Raw genomic sequence first — 23,727 nt, 5'->3', positions numbered from 1 at the left:
TCATCCCCTGTTTCACCTCGTGCCCACCCTCTGATCCCGCTGGTTGAATCTTCTGAAACTGATCTCGATCAAGCGTTGTGGCAGCAGAATCTAAAGTTTTTACCTCTGCCATCCCCCAAGCGAGGCCACCAGCATTTTTCACTAATTGACACTGGGGGGCACAGCAATAAGCTCCCTCTTTTTCCCCCTTGCCCCCCTATCGCCTCGAAATAGTGCGAGATCCCTTTCGATTAATCGGCCCCTTGCGCTTCTTTATTGGGGATAGATCCGGCACAATATCGGCCCCACTTTTTTCCTCGGTTTTTCCGGGCATGACCATAGACTTTGTGACACTGCTACATCAAAGCGACTCCCTGCTGCTCTTCGTGGTGCTGGCTTTTGGCCTGCTGCTTGGCAAGGTACGGATTGGCAACTTTCAGATTGGCAACACCATAGGTGTGCTGTTTACCGCCCTGCTGTTTGGCCAGATGGGCTTCGAGTTCACCGCCACGACCGAGAATGTCGGCTTCATGCTCTTCATCTTCTGCGTGGGGATCGAAGCCGGGCCCCACTTCTTCAGCGTCTTCCTGCGCGATGGCATCCACTACATCACCCTGACCCTGGTGATCCTGCTGACCGCTCTCTTCCTGACGGTAGGGCTGGCCAAGTTCTTCAATCTGGGGCCCGGGATGGCGGCTGGCATTCTGGCGGGATCGCTCACCTCGACCCCTGCGCTGGTCGGTGCCCAGGATGCCCTGCGCAGTGGCCTGCTCAACCTGCCCCATCAGACCGATATGCAGGCGGTGCTCGACAACATGGGCATCGGCTACGCCCTGACCTATCTGGTGGGTCTGGTCGGCCTGATGCTGGTAGTGCGCTACCTGCCGTCGCTGGCACGGCTCGATCTCAACACCGAGGCGCAAAAAATTGCCCGTGAGCGGGGTCTCTCCGACAGCGACAGTCGCAAGACCTACCTGCCCATCATCCGCGCCTATCGGGTTGGCCCCGAGCTGGCAGCATGGATTGGCGGCCGCACCCTGCGTGAGACCGGCATCTATCCCCACACCGGCTGCTATGTGGAGCGGATCCGCCGCAACGGCATTCTCGCCAGTCCCGATGGCGATGCCGTCATTCAGGAAGGGGACGAGATCGCGCTGGTGGGCTATCCCGAAAGCCACGAGAAGCTGGACGTCAACTACCGCAACGGTAAAGAGGTGTTTGATCGCAACCTGCTCGACCTGCAGATCGTCACCGAAGAGATCGTGGTAAAGAACGACTCCGTGGTGGGTCGTCATCTGGTGGAACTCAACCTGACCGAGAAGGGGTGCTTCCTCAACCGGGTGGTGCGTTCCCAAATCGAGATGCCGTTCGATCGCAACATCATGCTGCAAAAAGGCGACGTGCTTCAGATCAGCGGCGAAAAACAGCGGGTAAAACTGCTGGCCAACAAGATCGGCTTTATCAGTATCCACAGCCAGACCACGGATCTGGTGGCCTTCACCACCTTCTTCGTGCTGGGGCTGCTGATCGGTTCCGTCTCGCTGGTGTTCGGCCAGATTGAATTTGGCCTCGGCAACGCGGTCGGTCTGCTGCTGGCAGGCATTCTGATGGGGTATCTGCGGGCCAACCACCCTACGGTCGGCTACGTGCCCCCGGGCGCCCTGCGACTGGCCAAGGATCTTGGTCTGGCGGTCTTTATGGTGAGCACCGGTCTCAAGGCGGGTGGCGGCATTCTGGATCACCTGAGCGAAGTGGGTGCCGTGGTACTCTTCTCCGGTATGCTGGTCACCACCCTGCCGGTACTTGTCGGCTACCTGTTCGGGGTCTGGGTATTGAAGATGAACCCGGCGCTGCTGCTTGGCGCCATCACAGGTGCCCGTACCTGCGCCCCCGCCATGGATGTGGTCAACGAGGCCGCCAACAGCTCCATTCCGGCGCTTGGCTACGCAGGAACCTATGCGGTGGCCAACGTGATGCTGACGCTGGCAGGCTCCTTTATCATCGGCTTCTGGTTCTAGCAGCCATCATGTTACCGCTAACAAAGAAGGGAGCCTCAGGCTCCCTTCTTGCTATCTGATTTTCTCCCAAGACGCGGAGCAGGCTCATTGGTGTGATCTCACCTGACTCCAACCATCTACGCTGTCTGCCCCCTATCCTACAATGGTTGACGCTCTGCTCTGCTCTGCTCTGCTCTGCTCTGCTCTGCTCTGCTCTGCTCTGCTCTGCTCTGCTCTGCTCTGCTCTGCTCTGCTCTGCTCTGCTCTGCTCTGCTCTGCTCTGCTCTGCTCTGCTCTGCTCTGCTCTGCTCTGCTCTGCTCTGCTCTGCTCTGCTCTGCTCTGCTCTGCTCTGCTCTGCTCTGCTCTGCTCTGCTCTGCTCTGCTCTGCTCTGCTCTGCTCTGCTCTGCTCTGCTCTGCTCTGCTCTGCTCTGCTCTGCTCTGCTCTGCTCTGCTCTGCTCTGCTCTGCTCTGCTCTGCTCTGCTCTGCTCTGCTCTGCTCTGCTCTGCTCTGCTCTGCTCTGCTCTGCTCTGCTCTGCTCTGCTCTGCTCTGCTCTGCTCTGCTCTGCTCTGCTCTGCTCTGCTCTGCTCTGCTCTGCTCTGCAATGAGTGATGGCAGATCACGGAAACAAAAAAAGCGCCCTGAGGCGCTTTTTTCATATCAACCGGATGATCAGGCTTTGAACTTGCTGAACACCAGGGAGGCGTTGGTACCGCCAAAGCCGAAGCTGTTGGACATGACGGTGTTGAGCTCGGCCTCTTCGTACTCGCGCACGATGGGCAGACCTTCCGCTTTCTCGTCCAGAGTCTCGATGTTGATGCTGGGGGCGATAAAGCCGTGTTCCATCATCAGCAGGGAGTAGACAGCCTCGTGCACGCCGGCAGCGCCCAGTGCATGACCGGTCATCGCCTTGGTGGCGGAGATCTTGGGGCCGTTGGCGCCAAACAGAGTCTGGATGGCTTCCAGCTCCTTGGTATCGCCAACCGGGGTGGAGGTACCGTGGGTGTTGATGTAATCAACCTTGCCGACACCCTGCATCGCCATCTTCATGCAACGCACAGCGCCTTCGCCACTCGGGGCAACCATGTCGTAGCCATCAGAAGTAGCACCGTATCCGGTCAGCTCGGCATAGATGTGAGCACCACGGGCCAGAGCATGTTCCAGCTCCTCAACCACCAGGATGCCGCCGCCACCGGAGATAACGAAACCATCGCGGTTCGCATCATAGGTACGGGAGGCTTTTTCCGGCGTGTCGTTGTACTTGGTAGAGAGCGCGCCCATGGCGTCAAACTGGATGGTAGAGGACCAGTCCAGCTCCTCGCCGCCACCAGCGAAGACCACATCCTGTTTGCCAAGCTGGATCAGCTCCAGCGCGTGACCGATGCAGTGAGCAGAGGTTGCGCAGGCGGAGCTGATGGAGTAGTTGACCCCCTTGATCTGGTACGGGGTCGCCAGACAGGCAGAGGTGGTGGAAGACATGGTGCGCGGCACCATGTAAGGGCCCACACGCTTGACCCCTTTCTCACGGGCGATGTCCACAGACTCCGAGGTGTTCTTGCCGGAAGCACCACCTGAACCGACCACCAGGCCGGTACGCTCGTTGGAGACCTGCTCTTGCACCAGACCGGCATCTTCAATGGCCTGCTGCATGGAGAGGTAGGCGTAGGCCGCAGCGTCACCCATGAAACGCATGACTTTACGGTCGATCAGTTCAGACGGCTCGAGTTTGATATTACCCCAGACACGGCTGCGCAGGTTGTGCTGCTCGAACTGCTCGGAATAGGTGATGCCGGATTTACCTGCTTTCAGGGAGGCCAGCACTTCTTCCTTGTTGTTGCCGATACTGGAGATGACGCCGATACCGGTGATCACTGCTCTTCTCATTAATTCATCTCGTCTGGAAAAACTGGCGCCAAGTCTACCCGCTTTCGGCTGCCAAACTGGTCTGCTTTCACGTAGAATGCCCGCGTTTTTGTGACGCGAGCCGAGGAAAACGTGAGTCAAACATCCTTACATCATGCCCGATTGGACTGGAACGAGGCGGGAACTCCAGTCTCCAGTGAGTTCGGGGATGTGTACTTTTCCAATGATAACGGTCTAGCTGAAACGCGCTATGTCTTTTTGCAGCAAAACCGGCTGCCAGCGCGATTTTTGCACCACGATCGTGACACTTTCGTGATAGGTGAGACAGGTTTCGGCACAGGTCTTAACTTTCTGGCGACAATGGCAGCCTTTCTTGAACAGGCGCCCCAAACCGGTAACGGCTCTCGCCTTCACTTCATCAGTTTCGAAAAATACCCCCTGACCCAGGGCGATCTGCGCAAGGCGCTGGCCGCCTGGCCCGAGCTCTCTTCCTTGAGCCAGGCCCTCATCGAACAGTGGCCCATTCCAGTGTCCGGCTGCCATCGCCTTATCTTTGCCAGTGGCCGGATCCGGCTCGATCTCTGGTTGGGCGATATCAAGGACATGATGCCGCAACTGCCCCACCACGCAGAGGGGCTGGTGGATGCCTGGTATCTGGATGGTTTTTCCCCCGCCAAAAACCCCGAGATGTGGACGCAGGCGTTGTTCGACGGTCTGGCTCGCCTTGCCCGTCCTGCCGCCACTATCGCCACCTTCACCTGTGCCGGCTTCGTGCGCCGCGGCCTGATTGCAGCGGGCTTTGCCATGAAGAAGGTGAAAGGGCACGGTAGCAAGCGGGAGATGCTGGCGGGGGATCGCATCGACAAGCAGCCGCAACAGACCATTGCCCCCTGGTATGCACGCCCGGCAGGCAGGGATGGCGAGGTGCTGATCATCGGTGGCGGCATCGCCTCGGCCATGACGGCGCTCTCGCTGGTAGAGCGTGGCCGCAAGGTGACCCTGCTCTGTGAAGATGACGAGCCAGCCAACGGCGCCTCAGGCAACCGCCAGGGAGCCCTCTATCCACTGCTTAACGGCGAGCACGATGCGCTGTCGCGTTTCTATTCGCTTGCCTTTGGCTATGCCCGCCACCGCCTGCTGGCACTGACCGAGCGTCATCCCGTCGCCTTTGCCCTGTGCGGGGTAACCCAGCTCGGTTATGACGACAAATCGGCAGCCAAGCTGGCGAAAATGAGTCAGGGCCCCTTCCCGTCCGAGCTGATGCAATCCCTCTCGACCGCGGAAGTAGAACAGGTCGTCGGCCTGCCCTGCGGCCACAGCGGCGTCAGCTACCCGCTGGGCGGCTGGCTCTGCCCGGCAGATCTCACACGCGCCGCGATCAAAGAAGCCCAGGCCAGCGGCCTGCTTGAGGTGGTGTTCAATACCGAGGTGGTTGCCATTACCGAACAGGTGGATGGCTGGCAGGTCGAGAGCCGTGACGGACACCGCTGGCAAGCCCCCAATCTGGTGGTTGCCGCCGGACACAAGCTGCCTGCGCTCATCCCCTTTGCCCAGCTGCCGCTCTATCCGGTGCGCGGTCAGGTGAGCCATGTGCCGACCTCAGCCAGCCTGAGCCGGCTCAATACCGTGCTCTGCTACGATGGCTACCTCACTCCGGCCCATAACGATCACCACTGCATCGGCGCCAGCTATGGCCGCAACCAGACCGATCTTGCGTTTCGCGCTGAAGAGCAGCGCCAGAACCAGGCGCGGCTGCAAGCCTGCCTGCCGGAGCAAAACTGGCCCGGCGAGGTGGATGTCAGCGGCAATGAGGCTCGGGTAGGCGTGCGATGCGCCAGTCGGGATCACCTGCCGGTAGTGGGGCCAGTCGCCAGATTGGCAAGCCTGGCGGATCACTACGCCGGGCTGCACACCGATCAGCAAGGTGCCACCCCCCTACCGTGCCACCCCGGCCTCTATGTGCTGGGGGCGCTGGGCTCACGGGGTCTCTGCTCGGCGCCGCTTTGTGGCGAGCTGCTTGCCAGCGAGATCTGCGGTGATCCGCTGCCGCTGGCAGCCGATCTGCTGGAAGCGCTCCACCCGGCCCGCTACTGGGTACGCAAGCTGCTCAAGGGCAAAGCGCTGGCATAATGCCAACCCCCCGAAACGACAAGGCCGCCCACAGGGGCGGCCTTTCTCTATGTGATGTGTATATCTCGATTAGCCGGACTACTTGGGCCAGTGGACTCCAAGTTGCTCGCCATAACGGGTTTGTCGCTGAAAATCGGCAATCCGGCTGCGGATCTTCACCAACTCTCCCTGCCCCGCCGCCCAGGCGGCATAACGCAGTGCCTGACAGTCGCTGTGAGCAGGCAAGCCAGCAATGGCGCCGCCAACCTGATTGGCACCTTGCTGAACCATCTCCTTGAAGCGGGACTCATAGTCGAACATGCTGGCCAGCAAGCGAGCCCAGCGCTGGCGCGCCGGATCAGCCGCGTTGTTCTTCCCTTCACCACTATTTTCACTCTGGCGCCAGCGGGGTAACTCAACCGTTGCACGGGTGGTGACGGTGACTCTGCTCAGCTGACAGAGCCCCTGCAGCTGATCGGTCTCCAGTTGCCAATCGAGCTGATAACTCGCCTTGCCAAGCACGGGTTTGCCGTTCACCTTGGGGGCACTCTGGGCGATGGCCCGAGCCAGTTGATCTGACTGGGCAGCACTGACCTCATAAAAACGAACATTGATACGGGACTCGGGGACCACTTGCGGCCTGATTGGCTGCGCCTGACTCGCCTGGGGCAACAGCAGCGCCGCAACCCCCACTACCACTCCATAGAACTTGCTGACCATGCCAGACTACCTTCCTTGATTGCACGGGCGAAGTACCGACCTTGGGGAAACGCGCCGCCACACAGATAACGTCTATAGCCTATGTGTGCCAAAGATATGGCGCAACACAATGATGGACCAGAAATCAGAGCCCGCTCACAGGTTCCGTGAGCAGAGTATGGCACAAGGCCAAATCTGTATTTTTATTGGGCAGAGCGACTGATGCGCAGCCAGTTGAGGTGGTAGTTTTTCACATTGATGTCGTGACCATCTATCTGAATGAACTGATCATTTTTAAGACGGTTGGCAAAAAAGTCCTGATCTGCCCCCTCTTTCAGCCACAGCTCGCAAAGCCCCCGTTTTCCCTCCCCGGGATAGAACCGGGGGATCACCAGCACCGCCACACCGTCCACCCGGATGCCATTGCGATTCATGCACTCCCCCTCACTCATGCGCGATGCCAGCGCGGCATAACGGGGAATCTGCCCTTTGGCCACCACCACTACACCGTAGGAGTGGGCTGCCATCAATCGCCGCATGGCGACTGCCTGATGGGGGCCGGTCTGATGGAATCCATCGTTCTTCATGGCAACGGCCGGCAGCGGCAGCAACATCCAGCAAAGGAGCCATATCCAGCGTTTAACACCTGACAAACGACGAAAAACCATACAAAAGCCTCAAAAGAAAACCTGAGGGCGGCAAGGCTATTACGTCAAGAATTCAGGGTAAAGCACCTTTACCCTTCTTTAATTCTGCAAAACTGGCCAAACGTTGATTAGGTTCACACTGCATCGAGTTTCATATCGCCAAATTACCTCTATAGGAATAGACTCCGAACCCCTCTTGTTTAATGGAATGGAATAGATGCTGGAACTCATCATCGGCACCCTGGTCACTCTGGTGGTCGGGCGCGCCATCTTCAAAGGATACTCAGCGACCGGCGTGTTGCTGAGCGGCGGCTTGCTGCTGCTGGTCGTCACGGCCCTGATGGGCAAGCCGGTGCTGCCGAGCAAGGTGACAAGCACCGGTTATATCGCCACCGATATCTTCGAATATGTCCGCTTCCTGCTCAACGATCGTGGCGGCGGACTGGGGATGCTGATCATGGTGCTGTGCGGCTTCGCCGGCTACATGAGCCACATCGGTGCCAACACCATTCTGGTCAAGCTGGCCAGCAAACCGCTCGGCATCATCAAATCCCCCTATATCCTGCTGGTTGCCGCCTATCTGGTGGCCTGTGCCATGTCGCTGGCGGTCAGCTCCGCTACCGGTCTGGGCGTGCTGCTGATGGCAACCCTGTTCCCGCTGATGGTCAACATGGGGATCTCCCGTGGTGCCGCAGCCGCCGTGTGCGCCTCACCGGCCGCCATCATTCTGGCACCTACCTCGGGTGACGTGGTGATGGCCGCCCAGGCCGCCAACATGCCGCTGCTGGACTTTGCCTTCAAGCTGACCCTGCCCATCTCGCTGGTCGCCATCGCCTGCATGGCGGTGACCCACTTCTTCTGGCAGCGCTACCTTGATCAGAAGTCCGGCGAGCACAACGAGCCAGTGGCGCCGAGCGACCTCATCACCACGGCGCCCGGTTTCTACGCCATTCTCCCCTTCACCCCCATCATCGGGGTGCTGGTGTTTGACGGCAAATGGGGCCCGCAGCTCGATATCGTCACCATCATCGTCATGTGCATGGTGCTGGCCAGCCTGCTGGAGCTGGTACGCCTGCGCAACGGCAAGGAGCTGCTGGATGGTCTGCAGGTCTGCTGGCGCAACATGGCCGACGCCTTTGCCGGCGTTGTGATGCTGCTGGTCGGTGCTGGTGTCTTCGCTCAGGGTCTGATGACCATCGGCTTTATCGACACCCTGCTGGCCCACGCCCAGGATCTGGGCTCTGGTGGCATGATCATGATGCTGTCACTGGTGGTGATCACCACCCTGGCCGCTTTCACGACCGGCTCGGGCAACGCCCCCTTCTACGCCTTCGTGGAGCTGATCCCCAATCTGGCCACCAGCCTTGGCATCAACCCGGCCTATCTGGTGATCCCCATGCTGCAAGCCTCCAACCTGGGCCGCACCATTTCACCGGTCTCCGGTGTCGTGGTCGCCTGTGCGGGGATGGGCAAACTCTCGCCATTTGAAGTGGTCAAACGCACTTCGCTGCCAGTGGCCGTCGGCCTGCTGGTGGTGATCGTCGCTACCCAGATCATGGTTCCGGCCTGATCGCTGACCAGCCCGGTCTGCGCCGGGCTGGTATCTCTCCCCCCCTTTGCAGTAGACTCTGTGCTCTTTTTCCCCAAAGGAGGACCGAGATGAGTATTACGGTTCAACTTGCCCACTTCAGTGATTGCCACTCCCATTTCGATGGTGCGCCGATAAGCTTCACCCCCGCCGGAGAGTCCCAGTGGCGCACCCAGTGTGGCGGTTATGCCCGGATCCTGACCCGCCTGACCCAACTGCGCGCGCAAGCGGCAGCAGCAGGTCGCGGCTGCCTTTTTCTGCACGGCGGCGACTCCTTTCAGGGCTCCCTCTATTTCAACCGGTTCAAGGGGCGGGCCAACGCCGACCTGCTCGCCATGCTGGCCCCCGATGCCATGGTGATTGGCAACCATGAATTCGATCTGGGCAACGGCCAGTTGGTGGAGTTTCTGCGCCAGCTCGATTTTCCGGTGCTCGCGGCCAATCTGGACAACAGTCAGGAACCGGCCGATACGCCTCTTCGCCTGTGGGATATTCCCCACCTCTACGACGCCCATCAGCCCTGGCATCGCCGGGTCATCGATGGCGTCCCCTTTGCCCTGCTCGGGATCACGCTGGCCCAGATGGCGGCCATCGCCAATCCGGATCCCCACACCCGCTTCCACGGGGTGAACGAGACCCTGACCCGGGTCATTCGCGAGATCAAGGGCGAAGGGATCCACCATATCGTGCTGCTGAGCCACCTCGGGCTGGATCAGGACAAGCTGCTGGCCGAACGCTTCCCCGAGATCAGTCTCATTGTTGGCGGCCATACCCACAGCCTGCTGGGGGATCTTGCGCCGCTGGGCCTGCCAAGCGAAGGGGATTATCCCCTGATGCACAATGGCGTAGCCATCATGCACGCGGGCCACAGTGCTCTCTGCCTTGGCGTCTGCGAGCTCACCTTCGATGAAGCTGGCCGCGTGGCAGATAGCCACGGCCAGCTGGAGTGGCTCCCCTGGCAACCCTGGCCGTTCGGCTCCACGCCGCCAGCAGGACTCACTTTCTGCGAGCCGGATGCCAGGCTGGAGCAGCATCTGGCCAAGCGCTACCGGCCGGAGATCGAGACCATGACCCAGCGCATCGTCACCAGACTCGATACACCGCTCCCCCATCAGCGCCTGCCGGATGCCAACCTGCCTCACGGCAGCCATGTCGCACCGCTGGTGGCCCATGCCATGCTGATGGCGGCCCGGGAACAGGTGGGCGAGGTCGATTTTGCCCTGCACAACGCAGGTGGCGTGCGCTGCTCGCTGGAGCCGGGCCCCTTGAGTGAGGCCGATATCGCCGGTCGCCTGCTCCCCTTTGCCATTCCCCTCACCCTCTACCGGGTACACGGCCACGAGCTGGCGGAAGCGCTGGAGAATGCCATCGACAACGCCACCAATAATGGCGTGGTCGGCAATGGCAACGGCAGCTTCCCCTACACCGCCGGGGTGCGCTTCACCTACCAGGCCGATAGGCCGAAAGGTCAGCGTATTACCCGTCTGGAGTGGGAGCCTGCGCCAGACTGTTGGCAACCGGTGGAGTCCGACCAGGTCTATCGCGGGGTATCGAGCGCCTATACCGCCTCCGGCAAGGAGGGCTACACCGCGCTGACTCGCACCCTGACCCAGCACAATCAGGAGCTTGGCATCACGCTAGCCGATGCCTTTATCCGTTGGGCTCGCCATCAACCCGCCCTGCGGGCCATGCCGCCGAAGGTCGAATACCTGGCGTAAAGGCCCATCGATGTGCCGGTCTGCATTCACACCGGGCAGACAGGCACTTTTCGTCTCTGAAACCGCTCTTTTTCGACAATATTTGCCCCGGATGGGCCTGCACCATTGCATCATCCGCGCGGGCTCGGCAAGATAGGCCCGCTTTCAAGACCAGCTTCAGGAACAGGCGATTTAATGAATCACTCCATCCGTTTCACTCCCCCCCGCGTCAATCCGGCCATCAGGCCCACAGCCATCTTGCTGACCGGTCTGCTGGCGCTGCTCTTCTGCCTGCGCAACCCGCTCGTTCATGCCATGGCGCCGGGGTTTGACGCCTCGCTCTTTGCCGTCATGGGCAAAATGTGGAGTGAAGGAGGCGTGCTCTATCGCGACATGATCGATATCAAGGGACCGATGATCTTCGCCCTCGATGCACTGGGGTATGGTCTGGGTGGATTTGTCGGGATCTGGGCGCTGGAGTGGGTGCTCTGCTGGCTTGGGCTGATGGCCAGCTGGCAGGCTTTCTCCCAGCTTGGCCTCTCGGTCAGGGCGCGCCTTGGCGCCATGCTGGCACTGCTGGCCCTCTATGGTACCCGTTACTACTACGGCAACATGACCGAGGACTGGACTTTCCACCTCGCCCTCATCGCCCAGTGGGCCTTCATCACCCTGTTGCTGGACAAAGGCTTTCGCTGGTGGCCGGCGCTGGTGGCTGCTCTCACCTTTGCCATCGTCGCCTGGATGCGTACCAACAACGGCGCCTTCTGGGGTGCTTGGTATCTGGTGCTGTTCTGCCACTGGTGCCTGCACGAGAAGTGGCGTGACGCCATCCTGCTGCTTGTCTCCAGCCTGCTCGGTCTGGCGCTGATTGGCGGCCCCCTCTACGGCTACTTCCAGCAGCACGACCTGCTGGCGGCCTTCAAATACTACGCCTTCGACATCTTCTTCGAGGGGAGCTACGGCAACGGCTTCTCCCCCATGGTGGGGGCCGTCGGCTTGCTGCGCACCGGTCTGGTGATGCTGCTGCCCCCCTTCATCCTGCTGATGCTGAGCCGCCGTCAGGAGTGGTATCTGCCCGCCCTGCTGGCAACCTTCTTTGGCGTGCTGTTTACCCTGATCGCCAACTCGGTCTCCGGCCATGTGTTCGATCACTACGATGTGCTCTATCTGCAGCTGGCTCTGCTGCCGCTGGCGGTACTGCTGGATCGCAGCGAGCAGAAGGCCGATGCCCTCGGTCTGCTCTGCATCTCGCTGGTGGTGCTGACCGCCAGCTGGCTGCTGGCCCAGCAGCTGGTCTTCGGCTGGAGCACCAAGGAGTGGTCCCTCGAGCGGGTTAACGAGGTGCTCGGCACCAGTTTGCTGTGGGCCCTGCCGGTACTCATTCTGGTGCCCCTGTGGCGCGCCTGGGATGTGCGCAGCGCCACCCCCTGGCTCGCCACCCTGGCCATGCTGCTGCTGATGATCAACAACGCCTGGGAAGGAACGCTCAAGGGGCGCCCCTTCAACCCGGCCGCGCAGGTGCGGGTCGATCGCATCAAGGCCGAGACCAGCCCGAGCGACAAGATCTGGGTCGACGGCATCCAGCCGCAATATTATCTCTGGACCGATCGTCAGCCGGCCTCTGCCTATCTCTTCTTTGCCAACGTCAACCCGCCCTATGACGTGCGGGCACGGGTGCTGGCGGACATCCAGCGCCAGAACCCCAAGTTCATCATCGCCAAGCCGGATCGGGTGAGCGAGGAGCTGAAAAAGCCGAGCTCGCCCTCCCATCTCGCTTTCTATCAATACCTGACCAGCCACTATGAAGAGGTGGATCCGGGTCTCTATCGTCGCCGATAACCAGCGCAGAGACGTAAAAGGGCGGCCATTTGGCCGCCCTTTTTCCATCCCCTCACTCCTCACCGGTAGGCAAGCAGGCCCGCGATGACTACAATGGCCCACTTTTGGATGTAACGGGTGACAGACATGGCGGAACTGACCTATCTCGGGGGCTATCCCGAAGCGCTCAAGGCACAGGTGCAACAGCTGATCGCGGCAGGCAAACTTGGCGAGATGCTGGCCAAGCGCTATCCGGATAGCCACCAGATCCAGAGCGACAAGGCGCTACTCGCCTACACCATGGAGCTGAAAAACCGCTATCTCAAAAGCTCTGCGCCCCTGTCAAAGGTGGTGTTTGACAGCAAGATCAACGTCATCAAGGATGCCCTCGGCCTGCACACCTACATCAGCCGGGTACAGGGCAACAAGCTCAAGGCCAAAAACGAGATCCGCATCGCCGCCCTGTTCAAGGAGGCACCCGCCCCCTTTCTCAAGATGATCGTTGCGCACGAGCTGGCCCATATCAAAGAGAAGGATCACAACAAGAGCTTCTATCAGCTCTGCCAGCATATGGAGCCCGACTATCATCAACTGGAGTTTGATCTGAGGCTCTGGCTCACCTGGCGCGATATCGACAAGGCCAACCGCTAGGTTGACGGTGGTTTCAAGGAGGAAACATGTCATTTGCCGCTATCCCCTTTAGCGCCCCGCACGTTATTGCCAATGTGGTGATTGCCAATTTGTGCCGCGCAGCCCGTCCCCGAGGCATGTCACACCGGCTGCTGGCCCTGTTCATGCTCTGCTCTTTCTTCTCACACGGGGCAGAGCGCTGGCAGAGCGACAGCTATATTACCGAGAGTTTTATGGCCATCGCCATGGAGCGGGAGTATCACGAAACCGCTCACCCGCGCTTCACCCGCTGGCAGCAACCGGTGCGCTTGCAGCTCATCAACGAGTCGGGGGACAAGCCGCTGCAGGCGGAGGTGGTCAAGGTACAAGCCGCCCACCTCGCCCGCATCACCGGCCACCCTATCAGCATGGTGACCAGCAAACCCAACCTCACCCTCATCATGACCGACTACCAGCGGATGAAGGGTTGGGCCAAGCGCACCATGGGCAACGCACCTTCGGTCAATGCCGCGCTCAAGGAGGGGCTCTGCATTGGCCACTTTGCGACCAACAAGCAGCACGAGATCAGCAGTGCCACCATCATCATTCCGGTTGATTACAGCCGCGCCAAGGGGCGCTTTCTCGACTGCGTAGTGGAGGAGTTTACCCAGGTGATGGGGCTGCCCAACGACTCGGACAAGGTGTTTCCCTCCATCTTCAATGACAACAGCATCGACAGCTTCCTAACCGGCCTCGACTATGTGCTGCTCAAGCTCGCCTACCACCCTGCCCTCAAGGCGGGGATGAGCAGCGACGAGGTTCGGGCGGCCCTGCCGCTTGCCATCAAGGATCTGCGCGCCAAAGGCGAGATCAGCGAGGCAGACCGCCGCGTTCAGCAACAGAGCCTCAAAAGCTGGGCCGGGCTCTGAGTTTCAGCCAGCACCAAGCGTCAACTCGGGAAGCATCAGCTCCGGCTCACCCGGCGAGCCGGCACCAAAACAAAAACGCAGCCATGGGCTGCGTTTTTGCTGTCAAATCCACCAGTGGCAAGCCTTTTCAGGAAGCCAGACTCTCTTCCGGCATCCAGCTGTCTGCATTTTCCCACACCTCCTGCACCATAGCCTCGGCAAGCTCCTTGTCCTCCTTGCTGGCACGGCTGACGGTCAAGGACATGCTGCTGCCCGGGGCGACGCGGACATGGAGATCGGGGAACTTCTCGCCCAGCTGCTTGAGCAGCTCCTGGCGCAGCGCTTCCATGGTGGAGGTCGGGATCTGATGTTTTTTGTCGATGATGATTTCCAGACGCATAGGATACTTCTCCATGATGAATAACTGTATTTTTATACAGTATTCCTGAAAAGTAAAGTACCCGACAAAAAAAGAGGCAAATGACCCCTAAAAAAGATCGAGCTGCTGGCCGCAGATCCGCTCGAACGACTCACCGACAAAGGGGAGGATCGCATCGGCAATGGGTTTGAGCTGCTTGTCGATGTAGTGTTCATAATCGATGGGGGTGCGCCGGTACTCCAGCGGCTCGGGGCCATTAAGGGTCATCAGATAGGCGATGGAGCCCCGATGCTGATAGCGCTGGGGCAGACCGCGGCGCAGGTTCTCTTCATCCGCCAGACGCGCCGCCCGCACATGGGGTGGCACATTCTTCTGATACTCCTCGAGCTTCTGGCGCAGCCGCTTGCGATAGACCAAGAGCTCGTCGTGCTGGCCGGCCCGGGTCTCGTCCACCATGGTACGCACATAGCTGCCGGGATCCTGGTCGTGAAACACCATTTCGTAGAGACGGGTCTGAAACGCCTTGGCAAGGGGCGTCCAGTCGGTGCGCACCGATTCGAGCCCCTTAAACACCAGTTGCTCCTCTGCCCCCGCCTCCTTGCCAGCCACCAGCCCCGCGTAGCGCTTCTTGCTCCCCTTCTCCAGCCCGCGGATGGTGGGCATCAGGAAGCGGCGATAGTGGGTCTCGTACTGGATCTCCAGATAGCTCGGCAGGTTGAACTCGCGCTTGATCAGCGCAGCCCAGTTATCGTTGATCATCTTTGCCAGCCGCCGGCCAATCTCGTCCGCCTGTGCGGGACTGGTCTCCTTGCCAAGGTGCACGAAGGTGGAGTCGGTGTCGCCATAGATCACCTCGAAACCCTCCCCTTCGATCCACTCCCGGGTCTGCTGCATGATGCCGTGACCGCGCAGGGTGATGGAGGAGGCAAGCCTCGGGTCGTAGAAGCGGCAGCCCCCTGAGCCCAATACCCCGTAGAAGGAGTTCATGATGATCTTGATGGCCTGGGAGAGCGCCTTGTTGCTGGCAGCCTTGGCCCGATCCCGCGCCGCCCACAGGGTGGCGATGAGATCCGGCAGGAAGTGGCGCTCGCGGGAGAACAGGGCGCCGCGAAAGCCGGGAATGGCGTGGTCGGGATGCTGCAGCCCCTCGATGAGCCCCATGGGGTCGATGCAGAAGGTGCGGATGATGCTGGGATAGAGGCTCTTGAAATCGAGCACCAGCACGTGGCGATAGAGGCCGGGTTTGGAGTCCATCACATAGCCGCCGGGGCTTGCCAGCCCACCGTCGGCCGGCAGATTGGGCGCCACGTAGCCGCCGCGATGCAGCCGCGGCAGGTAGAGGTTGGTAAACGCCGCCACCGAGCCCCCTACCCGGTCCAGCTCAAGGCCGGTGAGGGAGGCACGCTCGATGGCAAAGGGGATGAGGTGGCAATAGTCGAAGATCTCCCACACCAGCTTGCAATCTTCCAGGTTGTAGCGGGCCAGCGCCTCCTTATCGGAGTGGAACAGCTCGGTGATCTTCTCCCCCCAGTTGGCCACATCCTCGATATCCTTGCCACGGCCAAGCAGCTCGCTCGCCACCGCATCCAGGCTGTAGCTGGCAAACTGCCAGGTGGCGCTTTTCAGGGTGTCGATGCCATCCAGCACCATGCGCCCGGGGATAATAACGTTGCCAGTCTGGGGGTCGTTGCGCGATGAGCGCCAGAAGCAGAGCTCGTGGCCGCGCCCCAGCCGCAACCGCCGCTTGTTGAGCTCGGCGCGGCGCAGCAGCAGGCGAAAGTCGAAGTTGACCACGTTCCAGCCGATGACCAGATCGGGGTCGTGCCGCACAAACCAGCGCTCCAGCGCACTCAGCAGGGCGCTCTCGTCAGCGACCCACTCGACCCGGGTTCCCCAGCTGTCGGCATCGGCCTCCGGCGTACCGATCATGATGACCCGTGCATCCTCTTCGCTGTAGAGCCCCACCGAGAAGAGCGCACCATCCATGGCACACTCCACGTCCAGCGACACCCAGGAGAGGGTCGGCGTCACCGCCTGCGGTGCGCAGCGCGCCTCGTTCACCTCCCAGTAGCCGTGCTTGCCCCCTTTCTTGAGAGTGCGCCCCTCGAAGCGCACGCCGGCGGTAATGAAACGCTCCATCAGGTAGCGCTCCGGCAGCCGGATATCCGCCTCGAAGTGCTCAAGCCCGCGGATGAGCAGCAGCTCGATGGCGCGGTGAAAGGCGCTCAGGGTGGCAAAGTAGCAGCCCACTACGGCGCGGCCGTCGAAGGTGTGCATCGGCAGACGGCGAAACCGCCCACTCACCCCGGCCCCCTTGAACAGCTCGGCGGCTTCTTCCATATGGCTCTGTGGCAGAAAGAAGACCGGCTCCTGCCCCGGCACCACCACCCGCACCGGTCCCTGCTCGCTCCAGAGCCACATCACAATCTCGGTGCGTTCCGGCTGCTCGCCACGGCCGCGCACATCCCGTCCGTGACGGGTCAGAATAAAGCCATCTCGCGGCGGTGTAGTGGATGGGATGGACGGGTGATCGGTCATGCAAGTCATCGGGATCAACATGGAGATGGGAGTATTGTACGTTCATACAGTGCTTTGCTGCAATTGCCACGCCAGCCGCCATGGCCTAACCAAGCTCAAGCTGCGAGCCGCGCCGCAAACTGGTAAGCTCGGCCAGAGTGGCAGCTAATGCCGGTGGTGGCTGTATTCGCGATGCCATTCATCCCCCCACTCTTCACCCGATATCAGGAGGCCATGGTGGCGCTTTACTCTCTGCTGGATCAGCTGGCCATTCCCTATCAGCGCATCGATCACGCCCCCGTCTTCACCTGCGAGGAGGCCAGCCGGCTGCTGCCCGACCTGCCTGCCGCCAAGAGCAAGAATCTCTTCCTGCGCGACCCGAAAAGCGAGCGGCTGTTTTTGGTGGTCACACCGGAGGAGAGCCGGGTCGATCTCAAGGCGCTGGCAACCGCCCTTGGCGTCAAGCGGCTGAGTTTTGGCTCGCCAGAGCGGCTCGAGGCCGTGCTTGGCCTTACCCCGGGTTCGGTCACCCTGCTCGCCATGGTGCGCGACAGGGAAAACGCGGTAGAGTTGGTGGTGGACGAGGCCATCTGGCAAGCGGAGCAGATGCAGTGCCATCCGCTGGTCAATACCGCCACCCTGATTATCCGCCTCGACGATGTGCGCCGCCTGCTGGCCCACCTCGGCCGGAAAGCCACCGTCATGCGGCTGCCGGTCATGGCCACTGATTGAATGGCAGGTGCAACCCCCACGGCACGGGAGCAGCCAGTGCCAACCCGCTACGAATGCCGCCCGGCTCGCCTGACCGATACCGCTGCCTATCGCAACTATGTGGCCGAGTGTGCCGACGCCGGATTGCCCCTCTATCAGGTCGCACAATTTGATCCTGACAGCTGGCTACAAGCACTGCTGGATCATGCCAAAGGGCATAACCTGCCCAGCGGCTATCCGACCACCACCACCTATTTTGCCCTCGATGCCGGGGAGATCCTCGCCACCTTGCGCCTGCGCCACGATGACAACGAGGCCAGCCAACAGTGGCTGGGCCACATCGGTTACGAAACCCGTCCCTCCCGTCGTGGCGAAGGGGCTGCGAGCTTGCTGCTTGGCTGGGTACAGCAACACATTTTGAGCAAGCCGGTATTGGTCAGCTGTGACGAACAGAACCAGGCCTCCTGCAGGGTGATTGCGAAAGCAGGCGGAGTATGGCTGGCGCGACGCTTCCATCCGGGAGATCGCTGCTGGTTGGCGGTGTACCGGATATTCCCTCTGCCCCATCCGATAGAACACGCCCCAACATAACCAGCCGATAGCAATAAAAAGAGCGCCCGAGGGCGCTCTGGTGGCGAGAGTGACAAACCCTCAGTAGCTGTCTTCCTGCTCTGCCTTAATCCGTGCCTGACGGGCATAAGCCTCCTCTTCGGCACTGGCGATCTCGTCAAGCACGGCATCGAGATCAATGGCCTCCCGGCTCTCCTCGAACTGACCGGTCAGCTCGCTCTGGGGCGTGAGCTTGCCGTCCTCGTAAAGCGCCCACATCTCTCTGGCGTAGTTCGTTTTGAGCAGCTCGGGGGCATACATGCCGTAGTAGTTGCGCATGTTGTTGACGTCACGCTCCAGCATGGCTCTGGCCTGATTGTTGGCGGCCGCATCCACCACCTGCGGCAGATCGATGATCACGGGCCCCTGCTCATCCACCAGCACGTTGAACTCGGAAAGATCGCCGTGAATAAGACCGGCGCAGAGCATGCGTACCACATACCCAATCACCTTGGCGTGATCCGCCAGCGCCTGCTCATGGCTGAGAGCCACGTCGTTGAGGCGGGGTGCCACATTGCCATCGGCATCGGTGACCAGCTCCATCAACAACACGCCATCGAGACAGACATAGGGCTTGGGCACCCGCACGCCAGCTGCCGCCAACTTGAACAGGGCATCCACCTCGGTGCTCTGCCACACCTCTTCGTGCTGCTTGCGACCGTACTTGGAGCCCTTCTCCATGGCGCGGGCGCTGCGGCTGTTGCGCACCCGGCGCCCCTCCTGATAGACCACCGCCTGCTTGAAGCTGCGCTTGGACGCCTCCTTGTATACCTTGGCGCAGCGAGTTTCGTCGCCACAGCGCACCACGTAGACATCGGCCTCTTTACCGCTCATCAACCGGCTGATGACCTCGTCAACCAGGCCGTCATCAACCAGGGGTTGGATTCGATTTGGAACTTTCATGACCGCCCTTTCACTCTCTCTGCCCGTTGCAAAATTGTCTGTTGCACGTCCACCTGCCCATTTTTCTGTCCGGACACTCAGTTATCCACTGCCTGCCCGCTGTTTGTCCATCTTCCGGCACTGAAAATTCCCCTCCGGGCGAGCCACGGCAACAAAAATGGCCCGCAAGCGGGCCAGTTCAACTCAGGGCTCGGGGGGTAATCCCTGGCGGATCCGCTGGATCCCCGCCTCATAGAGGCCATCCGGCCCCTCCTGATGCTCCTGAGTTTCGAAAATCTTGAGAAACCACATGTACTGTTCGGGGTGCCGAGTCACCTGCTGTTCCACCATGCGGTTCATGGCGACCACATCCGCCATCGCATCCGCAGTGGGGTAAGGATCGAATGGTGGTTCAATCTCCAGCAGATAGCAGCCGGCATCCTCGTCATAGCTGGCGAAGATGGGCACCGCCTTGGCGCCGGTCAGCTTCACCAGCTTGGGTAGCGCCGGCAGGGTCGCTTTGGGATGGCCAAAGAAGGGGGCGAAGACGCTCGCCTCCCGACCATGATCCTGATCCGGCAGGTAGAAGAAGCTGGCACCGCCGCGCACGGACTTGATCGCCGGCTTGATGCCTACGCTGCGCTCATACACCTTGCCCCCCTTGGCCCGCTCCCGGTTGATATACCAGTCGAACACCTCATCCTTGGCGCTCTTCATCATGGTGCACATGCTCATCCCCTGTAGCGGGAAGTAGCGCCCCAGCATGTCCACTGACCATGTGTGGGGAACGACCAGGATCACCGGTCGGCCAGCGGTACGCTCCGCCTCGATATGCTCCCAGCCGCTCACCTTGATGTTGCGCAGCAGGTGCGCCGGACTGCGCCAGGTCAGCTCGCCAAAGCCCATAAAGGTTTTGAGGCCGACCCGGATTGATTTGAGCAGCAGGGCTGCGCGGGCCGCCTCATCCAGCTCGGGAAAACAGATCTTGAGGTTGGTATCGGCGATATAGGCCTGCTTTTTCGAAAAACGCAGCAGAGTGGGCGCCACCAGATTGGCAAAGCCGTCCCGCACGCGCGCCGGGATGAATGCAAGCAGGGAGAGCAACCCCAGCGCACACCAGCTACCCCACCATTTGGGGTGGAGCAGACGGGGATGAAATGTGGTGTCAAATACCGGATCTAATGGGGACATGTCAGCCATCAAGTCATGAAAAACAAACGGTTATTGTAGTTATCCTGACATTTTTTTCTACCCTGTGCCCCTTGGCTCCCATTCGCAGAGGTGATGGCCATCCCACTCGGGATCAAAAAATGGCCCTCTCGGGGCCATTTTTATCGAGCAAGCGCAACGGCTGCCGCCAGACTGCGCGCGATCAGGCGTAAGGAGAAAGCCCCTGACGAATGCGCTGGATGCCCGCCTCGTAGAGACCATCGAGCCCCTCCTGATCCTCGCGGGTATCGAAGATCTTGAGGAACCACATGTACTGGCCGGGATGACGGGTCAGCTGCTGCTGCACCGTGTCGTTCATCCGGCAGGTATCGGCCATTACATCCGCAGTGGGGTAATTATCGAACGGCGCTTCGATCTCCAACCGATAGCAGTGATTCTCTTCGTCATAGCAGGCCAGCAGCGGCACCGCCTTGGCGCCACTCACCTCCACCAGCCGCGACAGCGCCGGCAAGGTGGCTTTCGAGTGGCCAAAGAAGGGGGCGAAGATACTCTTCTCGCGACCATGATCCTGATCCGGCAGATAGAAGAAGCTGCGACCACTCTTGATGGTACGGATCACCGCCTTGATACCGGCGCTGCGCTCATATACACGGCAACCATTTTTGGCGCGGGCCCGGTTGAGGTGCCAGTCAAAGACCGGGTTGCGCGCCCGCTTCATCATGGTGCACATGGGCACCCCACGGCGGGTAAAGCAGTAACCGGCGGCATCCACCGGCCAGGTATGGGGTACCACCAGGATCACCGGCCGACCAGCCGCCTGCTCCGCTTCAATATGTTCCCAGCCACTCACCTGCATCCGGCTCATCAGATAACGCTCGCTGCGCATGGTGAACTCGCCGAAGCCAAGCAGGCTCTTGAGCCCCACCCGGATCGAGGTCAATGCGATGGCGTCGCGCTCGGCCGGACTCTTGTGCGGAAAGCAGATCTCCAGATTGGTTCTGGCGATATAGAGCTGTTTTTTCGAGATACGAAACACTAGCGGGGCCAGCCCCTCGGCCAACCGGTCGCGCAGACGCACCGGAACAAACGCAAGCACCATCAACACACCGAGTGCCAGCCAGCTGAACCAGTAACGGGGGTGAAGGAAACGAACTTCAAAAGCGGGGTTGAACAGGGGATCTTGGGGGGACATGATTCACGGTTTACGTCAAAAAGGTGGTGTATTGTAGACGCCCTGACAGGTAATACCAGTTAAATCCGCTATATCACACACGATAGGAAGTTTCGTACGACAGAAGTGGCGAAAAGGTAAAAAAATGCCCCGCATGGCGGGGCATTTTACTTATTACACAACCAGCGGGTGGCTCTTTGTCCATCTATCGTATGACTGGTCGTTTATCCCGTCGCTCCCAGAGCGCACTGCTTATCCATTTTCCGACGTCGCATCTTCAAGATTTAACGATGAGCTCCCTGGCGGGCAATGCCGCGGTTCATTTCCGCATCACGCTGCGGCAGAAAAAACATCAGGTAACGCAGGGCCACATAACCGACGATGACGGTGGCCACCCCCAGCTCGAAGTGGGCCAGCAGGCGGATCTGCTCGACATAGTGAGCGCTCTGCTCAAACCCTTCCACCAGATGAGCCACTTTGAACAGGGCGGTGGCACCGATCACCAGCGGGAAGGTAAAGGCGGCATAACCCGGCGAGAAGGGCAGACGCAGCAGTTTGATGAAGGCCAGATAGATGATGCCGGTCATCAGGATCGCGATACCAAACAGCATGGCCACCAGCAGCAGGGAGGGATCCTGGCTGACAGTCAGGTAGCCGGCCAGCGAGAGACTTGCCGGCGCCGCCAGAATAGCGATGGTCGGTTTGGCTGCATCCGGGACTTCGTGGCTGAAGATGAGGCGATAGAGCATCAGCGGCAGCATCAGACCGTAGCAGATGACCCCGAACCAGAGCAGCACGTTGGCCAGCGGCGCAAACTGACCGCCCGGGAAGGCGACATCAGCCACGATGATCCCGACCGGCGGTACGAACCAGCTCGGCACCATGTGGTGGATCTCGAACTCTTTGGCGCGATGCCAGATAAAGGTAGCCAGGAACAACAGGTGAACAGCCACGGCAAACAGCCAGAGCGCTTCACCCGCTTGCGGAGCAAGCATAGTGAGCGCTTTGGAGACCACCATAGTGCCCATGGCATAGGTCGGCACTACGCTACCAACTACCGGGTGTGCCAGATCCTGCATCAGCAGGTTCGGGTGGAACAAAAACTTGAAGGTAAGGATCACCAGCAGCACGGCGGCAATAGCGGCGCCCAGCAGCTGCATCCGTCCATCGAAGTGACCTGCATTCTCCCAACACCAACCGAGACTGGCAATGCCCAGCGCCAGACCCGCCATGGGGGTTGGCGCAGCAGCCAGGGATTTACGGGTTCTTGCGATCATGATGACACCTTTCTATTGATGACTATGGCGATAGGATAATGGCCCCTTCTCGTTTACGATATCTAAATGAATTGAATCACTCATTCAGGATTACCAAACACGATGAAACTGACCCTGCAACAGCTGAAGGTGTTCGCCACCATCGCCCGCTATGGCAACCTTGGCCTGGCTGCCAACGAACTCTGTCTGAGCAAGGGGGCCGTCTCCCAGTCACTGCAGGAGTTGGAGCGCCAGCTCGCCACGCCGCTGTTTGATCGCATCCACCCCAGATTGCAACTCAACAACGAGGGGCGCCTGCTGCAACCGGCCGCCGAAGAGCTGTTGACCCGGATGCAGGATATCGAAAACCTGTTTCGTGCCGATGCCGAGCCGAGCGGCCAGCTGCGTCTTGGCGCCAGCCAGACCATCGGCAACTACCTGCTCCCCACCCTGCTCGCCACCAGCAAGCAGGAGCTGGGGCTCCCCCCCAAGGTGACCATCAACAATACCCATCTGCTCTGCCACGCACTCGCCAACTTCGAGCTGGATATGGCACTGATCGAGGGGGAAAACCACCATCCCGATCTCGTCACCGAACCCTGGCTGCAGGACGAGATGCTGGTGATCGCCCACCCTGATCACCCGCTGGCCAATCAGGTGGCTCTCTCTCTCTCCCGACTGGGTGGTGAGACCTGGGTGCTGCGTGAACCCCAATCTGGCAGCCGCGAACAGTTTATCCGCCAGATCCAGCCCGGCCTGCCCAACTGGCAACCAGGCCTTGAGCTCAACACCCTGGAATCCGTGATGCTGGCGGTGGAGAAGGGGCTCGGCATCTCTTTCATCTCCCGCCTCGCCGCCTCGGATCGTCTGGCTGATGGCCGGCTGGTCGCCCTGCCCCTCACCCGCCGCTTCCCGCGCCAGCTCTCCCTTATCTGGCACAAGCAGAAGTACCACTCCGCTTCCCTGCGCCACTTTATTCACTTCTGCCGGGCTCAGCTGAACGATGCCGAGGTGATCAGCGCGGAGTAACGCACGATCATAACGCCGCAGACAAACCGGCACACCAACTGCTGAAAGGCACAAAGCAAAGAGGGAGCCACGGCTCCCTCCCTTTTAT

Annotated in this window: 20 protein-coding genes; 10 read left to right on the top strand and 10 right to left on the bottom strand. The window is 60.4% G+C overall.

Annotated elements, in window-relative coordinates; all coding sequences use genetic code 11:
• Positions 1-311: 311 nt before the first annotated feature.
• The gene (locus BS300_RS00180; RefSeq protein ID WP_033115819.1) at positions 312-1,997 is read left to right on the top strand and encodes an aspartate:alanine antiporter; all 1,686 of its coding nucleotides are present in this window, start codon (positions 312-314) and stop codon (positions 1,995-1,997) included.
• 132 nt (positions 1,998-2,129) lie between these two features.
• On the opposite strand, the gene BS300_RS21275 is transcribed toward BS300_RS00180, so the two are convergent.
• Together BS300_RS21275 and fabB are read right to left on the bottom strand one after the other, a co-directional pair.
• Entirely contained in the window at positions 2,130-2,636 is a 507-nt protein-coding gene (locus BS300_RS21275) for a hypothetical protein (RefSeq protein ID WP_158025277.1), read from the bottom strand.
• 13 nt (positions 2,637-2,649) lie between these two features.
• A complete protein-coding gene (fabB, locus tag BS300_RS00170) occupies positions 2,650-3,861 on the bottom strand; it encodes a beta-ketoacyl-ACP synthase I (protein WP_071909954.1) in 1,212 nt (403 codons plus the stop codon).
• Between the two features lie 90 nt (positions 3,862-3,951).
• Between fabB and mnmC the strand changes: the two genes are divergently transcribed.
• Entirely contained in the window at positions 3,952-5,970 is a 2,019-nt protein-coding gene (mnmC, locus tag BS300_RS00165) for a bifunctional tRNA (5-methylaminomethyl-2-thiouridine)(34)-methyltransferase MnmD/FAD-dependent 5-carboxymethylaminomethyl-2-thiouridine(34) oxidoreductase MnmC (protein WP_192849727.1), read from the top strand.
• Between the two features lie 78 nt (positions 5,971-6,048).
• On the opposite strand, the gene BS300_RS00160 is transcribed toward mnmC, so the two are convergent.
• Both BS300_RS00160 and BS300_RS00155 read right to left on the bottom strand, forming a co-directional pair.
• A complete protein-coding gene (locus BS300_RS00160) occupies positions 6,049-6,669 on the bottom strand; it encodes a DUF922 domain-containing protein (protein WP_071909950.1) in 621 nt (206 codons plus the stop codon).
• 182 nt (positions 6,670-6,851) lie between these two features.
• Complete coding sequence (locus BS300_RS00155; RefSeq protein ID WP_232097909.1) at positions 6,852-7,262, bottom strand: hypothetical protein; 411 nt, start codon at positions 7,260-7,262, stop codon at positions 6,852-6,854.
• Positions 7,263-7,512: 250 nt separating this feature from the next.
• Between BS300_RS00155 and dcuC the strand changes: the two genes are divergently transcribed.
• From dcuC to BS300_RS00130, 5 genes are all read left to right on the top strand, one after another.
• On the top strand, positions 7,513-8,865 hold the full coding sequence (gene dcuC, locus BS300_RS00150; RefSeq protein ID WP_033115719.1) for an anaerobic C4-dicarboxylate transporter DcuC: 1,353 nt from the start codon (positions 7,513-7,515) through the stop codon (positions 8,863-8,865).
• An 89-nt stretch (positions 8,866-8,954) separates the two neighbouring features.
• Positions 8,955-10,601 (top strand): bifunctional UDP-sugar hydrolase/5'-nucleotidase, encoded by a 1,647-nt coding sequence (locus BS300_RS00145; protein WP_071909946.1) that lies wholly within the window; start codon positions 8,955-8,957, stop codon positions 10,599-10,601.
• 174 nt (positions 10,602-10,775) lie between these two features.
• Complete coding sequence (locus BS300_RS00140) at positions 10,776-12,419, top strand: hypothetical protein (RefSeq protein ID WP_071909944.1); 1,644 nt, start codon at positions 10,776-10,778, stop codon at positions 12,417-12,419.
• Between the two features lie 126 nt (positions 12,420-12,545).
• The gene (locus BS300_RS00135; RefSeq protein WP_071909942.1) at positions 12,546-13,049 is read left to right on the top strand and encodes a M48 family metallopeptidase; all 504 of its coding nucleotides are present in this window, start codon (positions 12,546-12,548) and stop codon (positions 13,047-13,049) included.
• A 26-nt stretch (positions 13,050-13,075) separates the two neighbouring features.
• Complete coding sequence (locus BS300_RS00130) at positions 13,076-13,936, top strand: DUF2927 domain-containing protein (protein WP_071909940.1); 861 nt, start codon at positions 13,076-13,078, stop codon at positions 13,934-13,936.
• A 127-nt stretch (positions 13,937-14,063) separates the two neighbouring features.
• On the opposite strand, the gene BS300_RS00125 is transcribed toward BS300_RS00130, so the two are convergent.
• Positions 14,064-14,315 (bottom strand): DinI family protein, encoded by a 252-nt coding sequence (locus BS300_RS00125; protein WP_033115714.1) that lies wholly within the window; start codon positions 14,313-14,315, stop codon positions 14,064-14,066.
• An 87-nt stretch (positions 14,316-14,402) separates the two neighbouring features.
• Complete coding sequence (locus tag BS300_RS00120) at positions 14,403-16,841, bottom strand: DNA polymerase II (RefSeq protein WP_192849726.1); 2,439 nt, start codon at positions 16,839-16,841, stop codon at positions 14,403-14,405.
• A gap of 204 nt (positions 16,842-17,045) precedes the next feature.
• Here BS300_RS00120 and BS300_RS00115 point away from each other — a divergent pair, with 204 nt between their 5' ends.
• Both BS300_RS00115 and BS300_RS00110 read left to right on the top strand, forming a co-directional pair.
• Positions 17,046-17,543, top strand: coding sequence for a prolyl-tRNA synthetase associated domain-containing protein (locus BS300_RS00115; protein ID WP_192849728.1), 498 nt, complete (start codon positions 17,046-17,048; stop codon positions 17,541-17,543).
• A 36-nt stretch (positions 17,544-17,579) separates the two neighbouring features.
• Positions 17,580-18,113: a GNAT family N-acetyltransferase gene (locus BS300_RS00110; RefSeq protein WP_239693779.1), complete on the top strand. Its 534-nt coding sequence runs from the start codon at positions 17,580-17,582 to the stop codon at positions 18,111-18,113.
• A gap of 60 nt (positions 18,114-18,173) precedes the next feature.
• On the opposite strand, the gene BS300_RS00105 is transcribed toward BS300_RS00110, so the two are convergent.
• The 4 genes from BS300_RS00105 to BS300_RS00090 form a co-directional block, all read right to left on the bottom strand.
• Positions 18,174-19,034 carry a PA4780 family RIO1-like protein kinase gene (locus tag BS300_RS00105; protein ID WP_042030632.1) on the bottom strand — a complete coding sequence of 287 codons (861 nt, stop codon included), beginning with the start codon at positions 19,032-19,034 and terminating at the stop codon, positions 18,174-18,176.
• A gap of 183 nt (positions 19,035-19,217) precedes the next feature.
• The gene (locus BS300_RS00100; protein WP_071909934.1) at positions 19,218-20,213 is read right to left on the bottom strand and encodes a lipid A biosynthesis acyltransferase; all 996 of its coding nucleotides are present in this window, start codon (positions 20,211-20,213) and stop codon (positions 19,218-19,220) included.
• A 172-nt stretch (positions 20,214-20,385) separates the two neighbouring features.
• Positions 20,386-21,375, bottom strand: coding sequence for a lauroyl-Kdo(2)-lipid IV(A) myristoyltransferase (gene lpxM, locus BS300_RS00095; protein ID WP_071909932.1), 990 nt, complete (start codon positions 21,373-21,375; stop codon positions 20,386-20,388).
• 263 nt (positions 21,376-21,638) lie between these two features.
• On the bottom strand, positions 21,639-22,631 hold the full coding sequence (locus tag BS300_RS00090) for a TDT family transporter (RefSeq protein ID WP_071909930.1): 993 nt from the start codon (positions 22,629-22,631) through the stop codon (positions 21,639-21,641).
• Positions 22,632-22,733: 102 nt separating this feature from the next.
• On the opposite strand from BS300_RS00090, the gene BS300_RS00085 reads away from it, so the two are divergent.
• Positions 22,734-23,639 (top strand): LysR substrate-binding domain-containing protein, encoded by a 906-nt coding sequence (locus BS300_RS00085; protein WP_071909928.1) that lies wholly within the window; start codon positions 22,734-22,736, stop codon positions 23,637-23,639.
• Positions 23,640-23,727 lie beyond the last annotated feature (88 nt).

The sequence above is a fragment of the Aeromonas sp. SCS5 genome, assembly GCF_001887375.1.
Lineage (GTDB): Bacteria > Pseudomonadota > Gammaproteobacteria > Enterobacterales > Aeromonadaceae > Aeromonas > Aeromonas jandaei.
The sequence above is the reverse complement of the archived record's forward strand: the minus strand, read 5'-3'. Positions and strand labels throughout refer to the sequence as shown.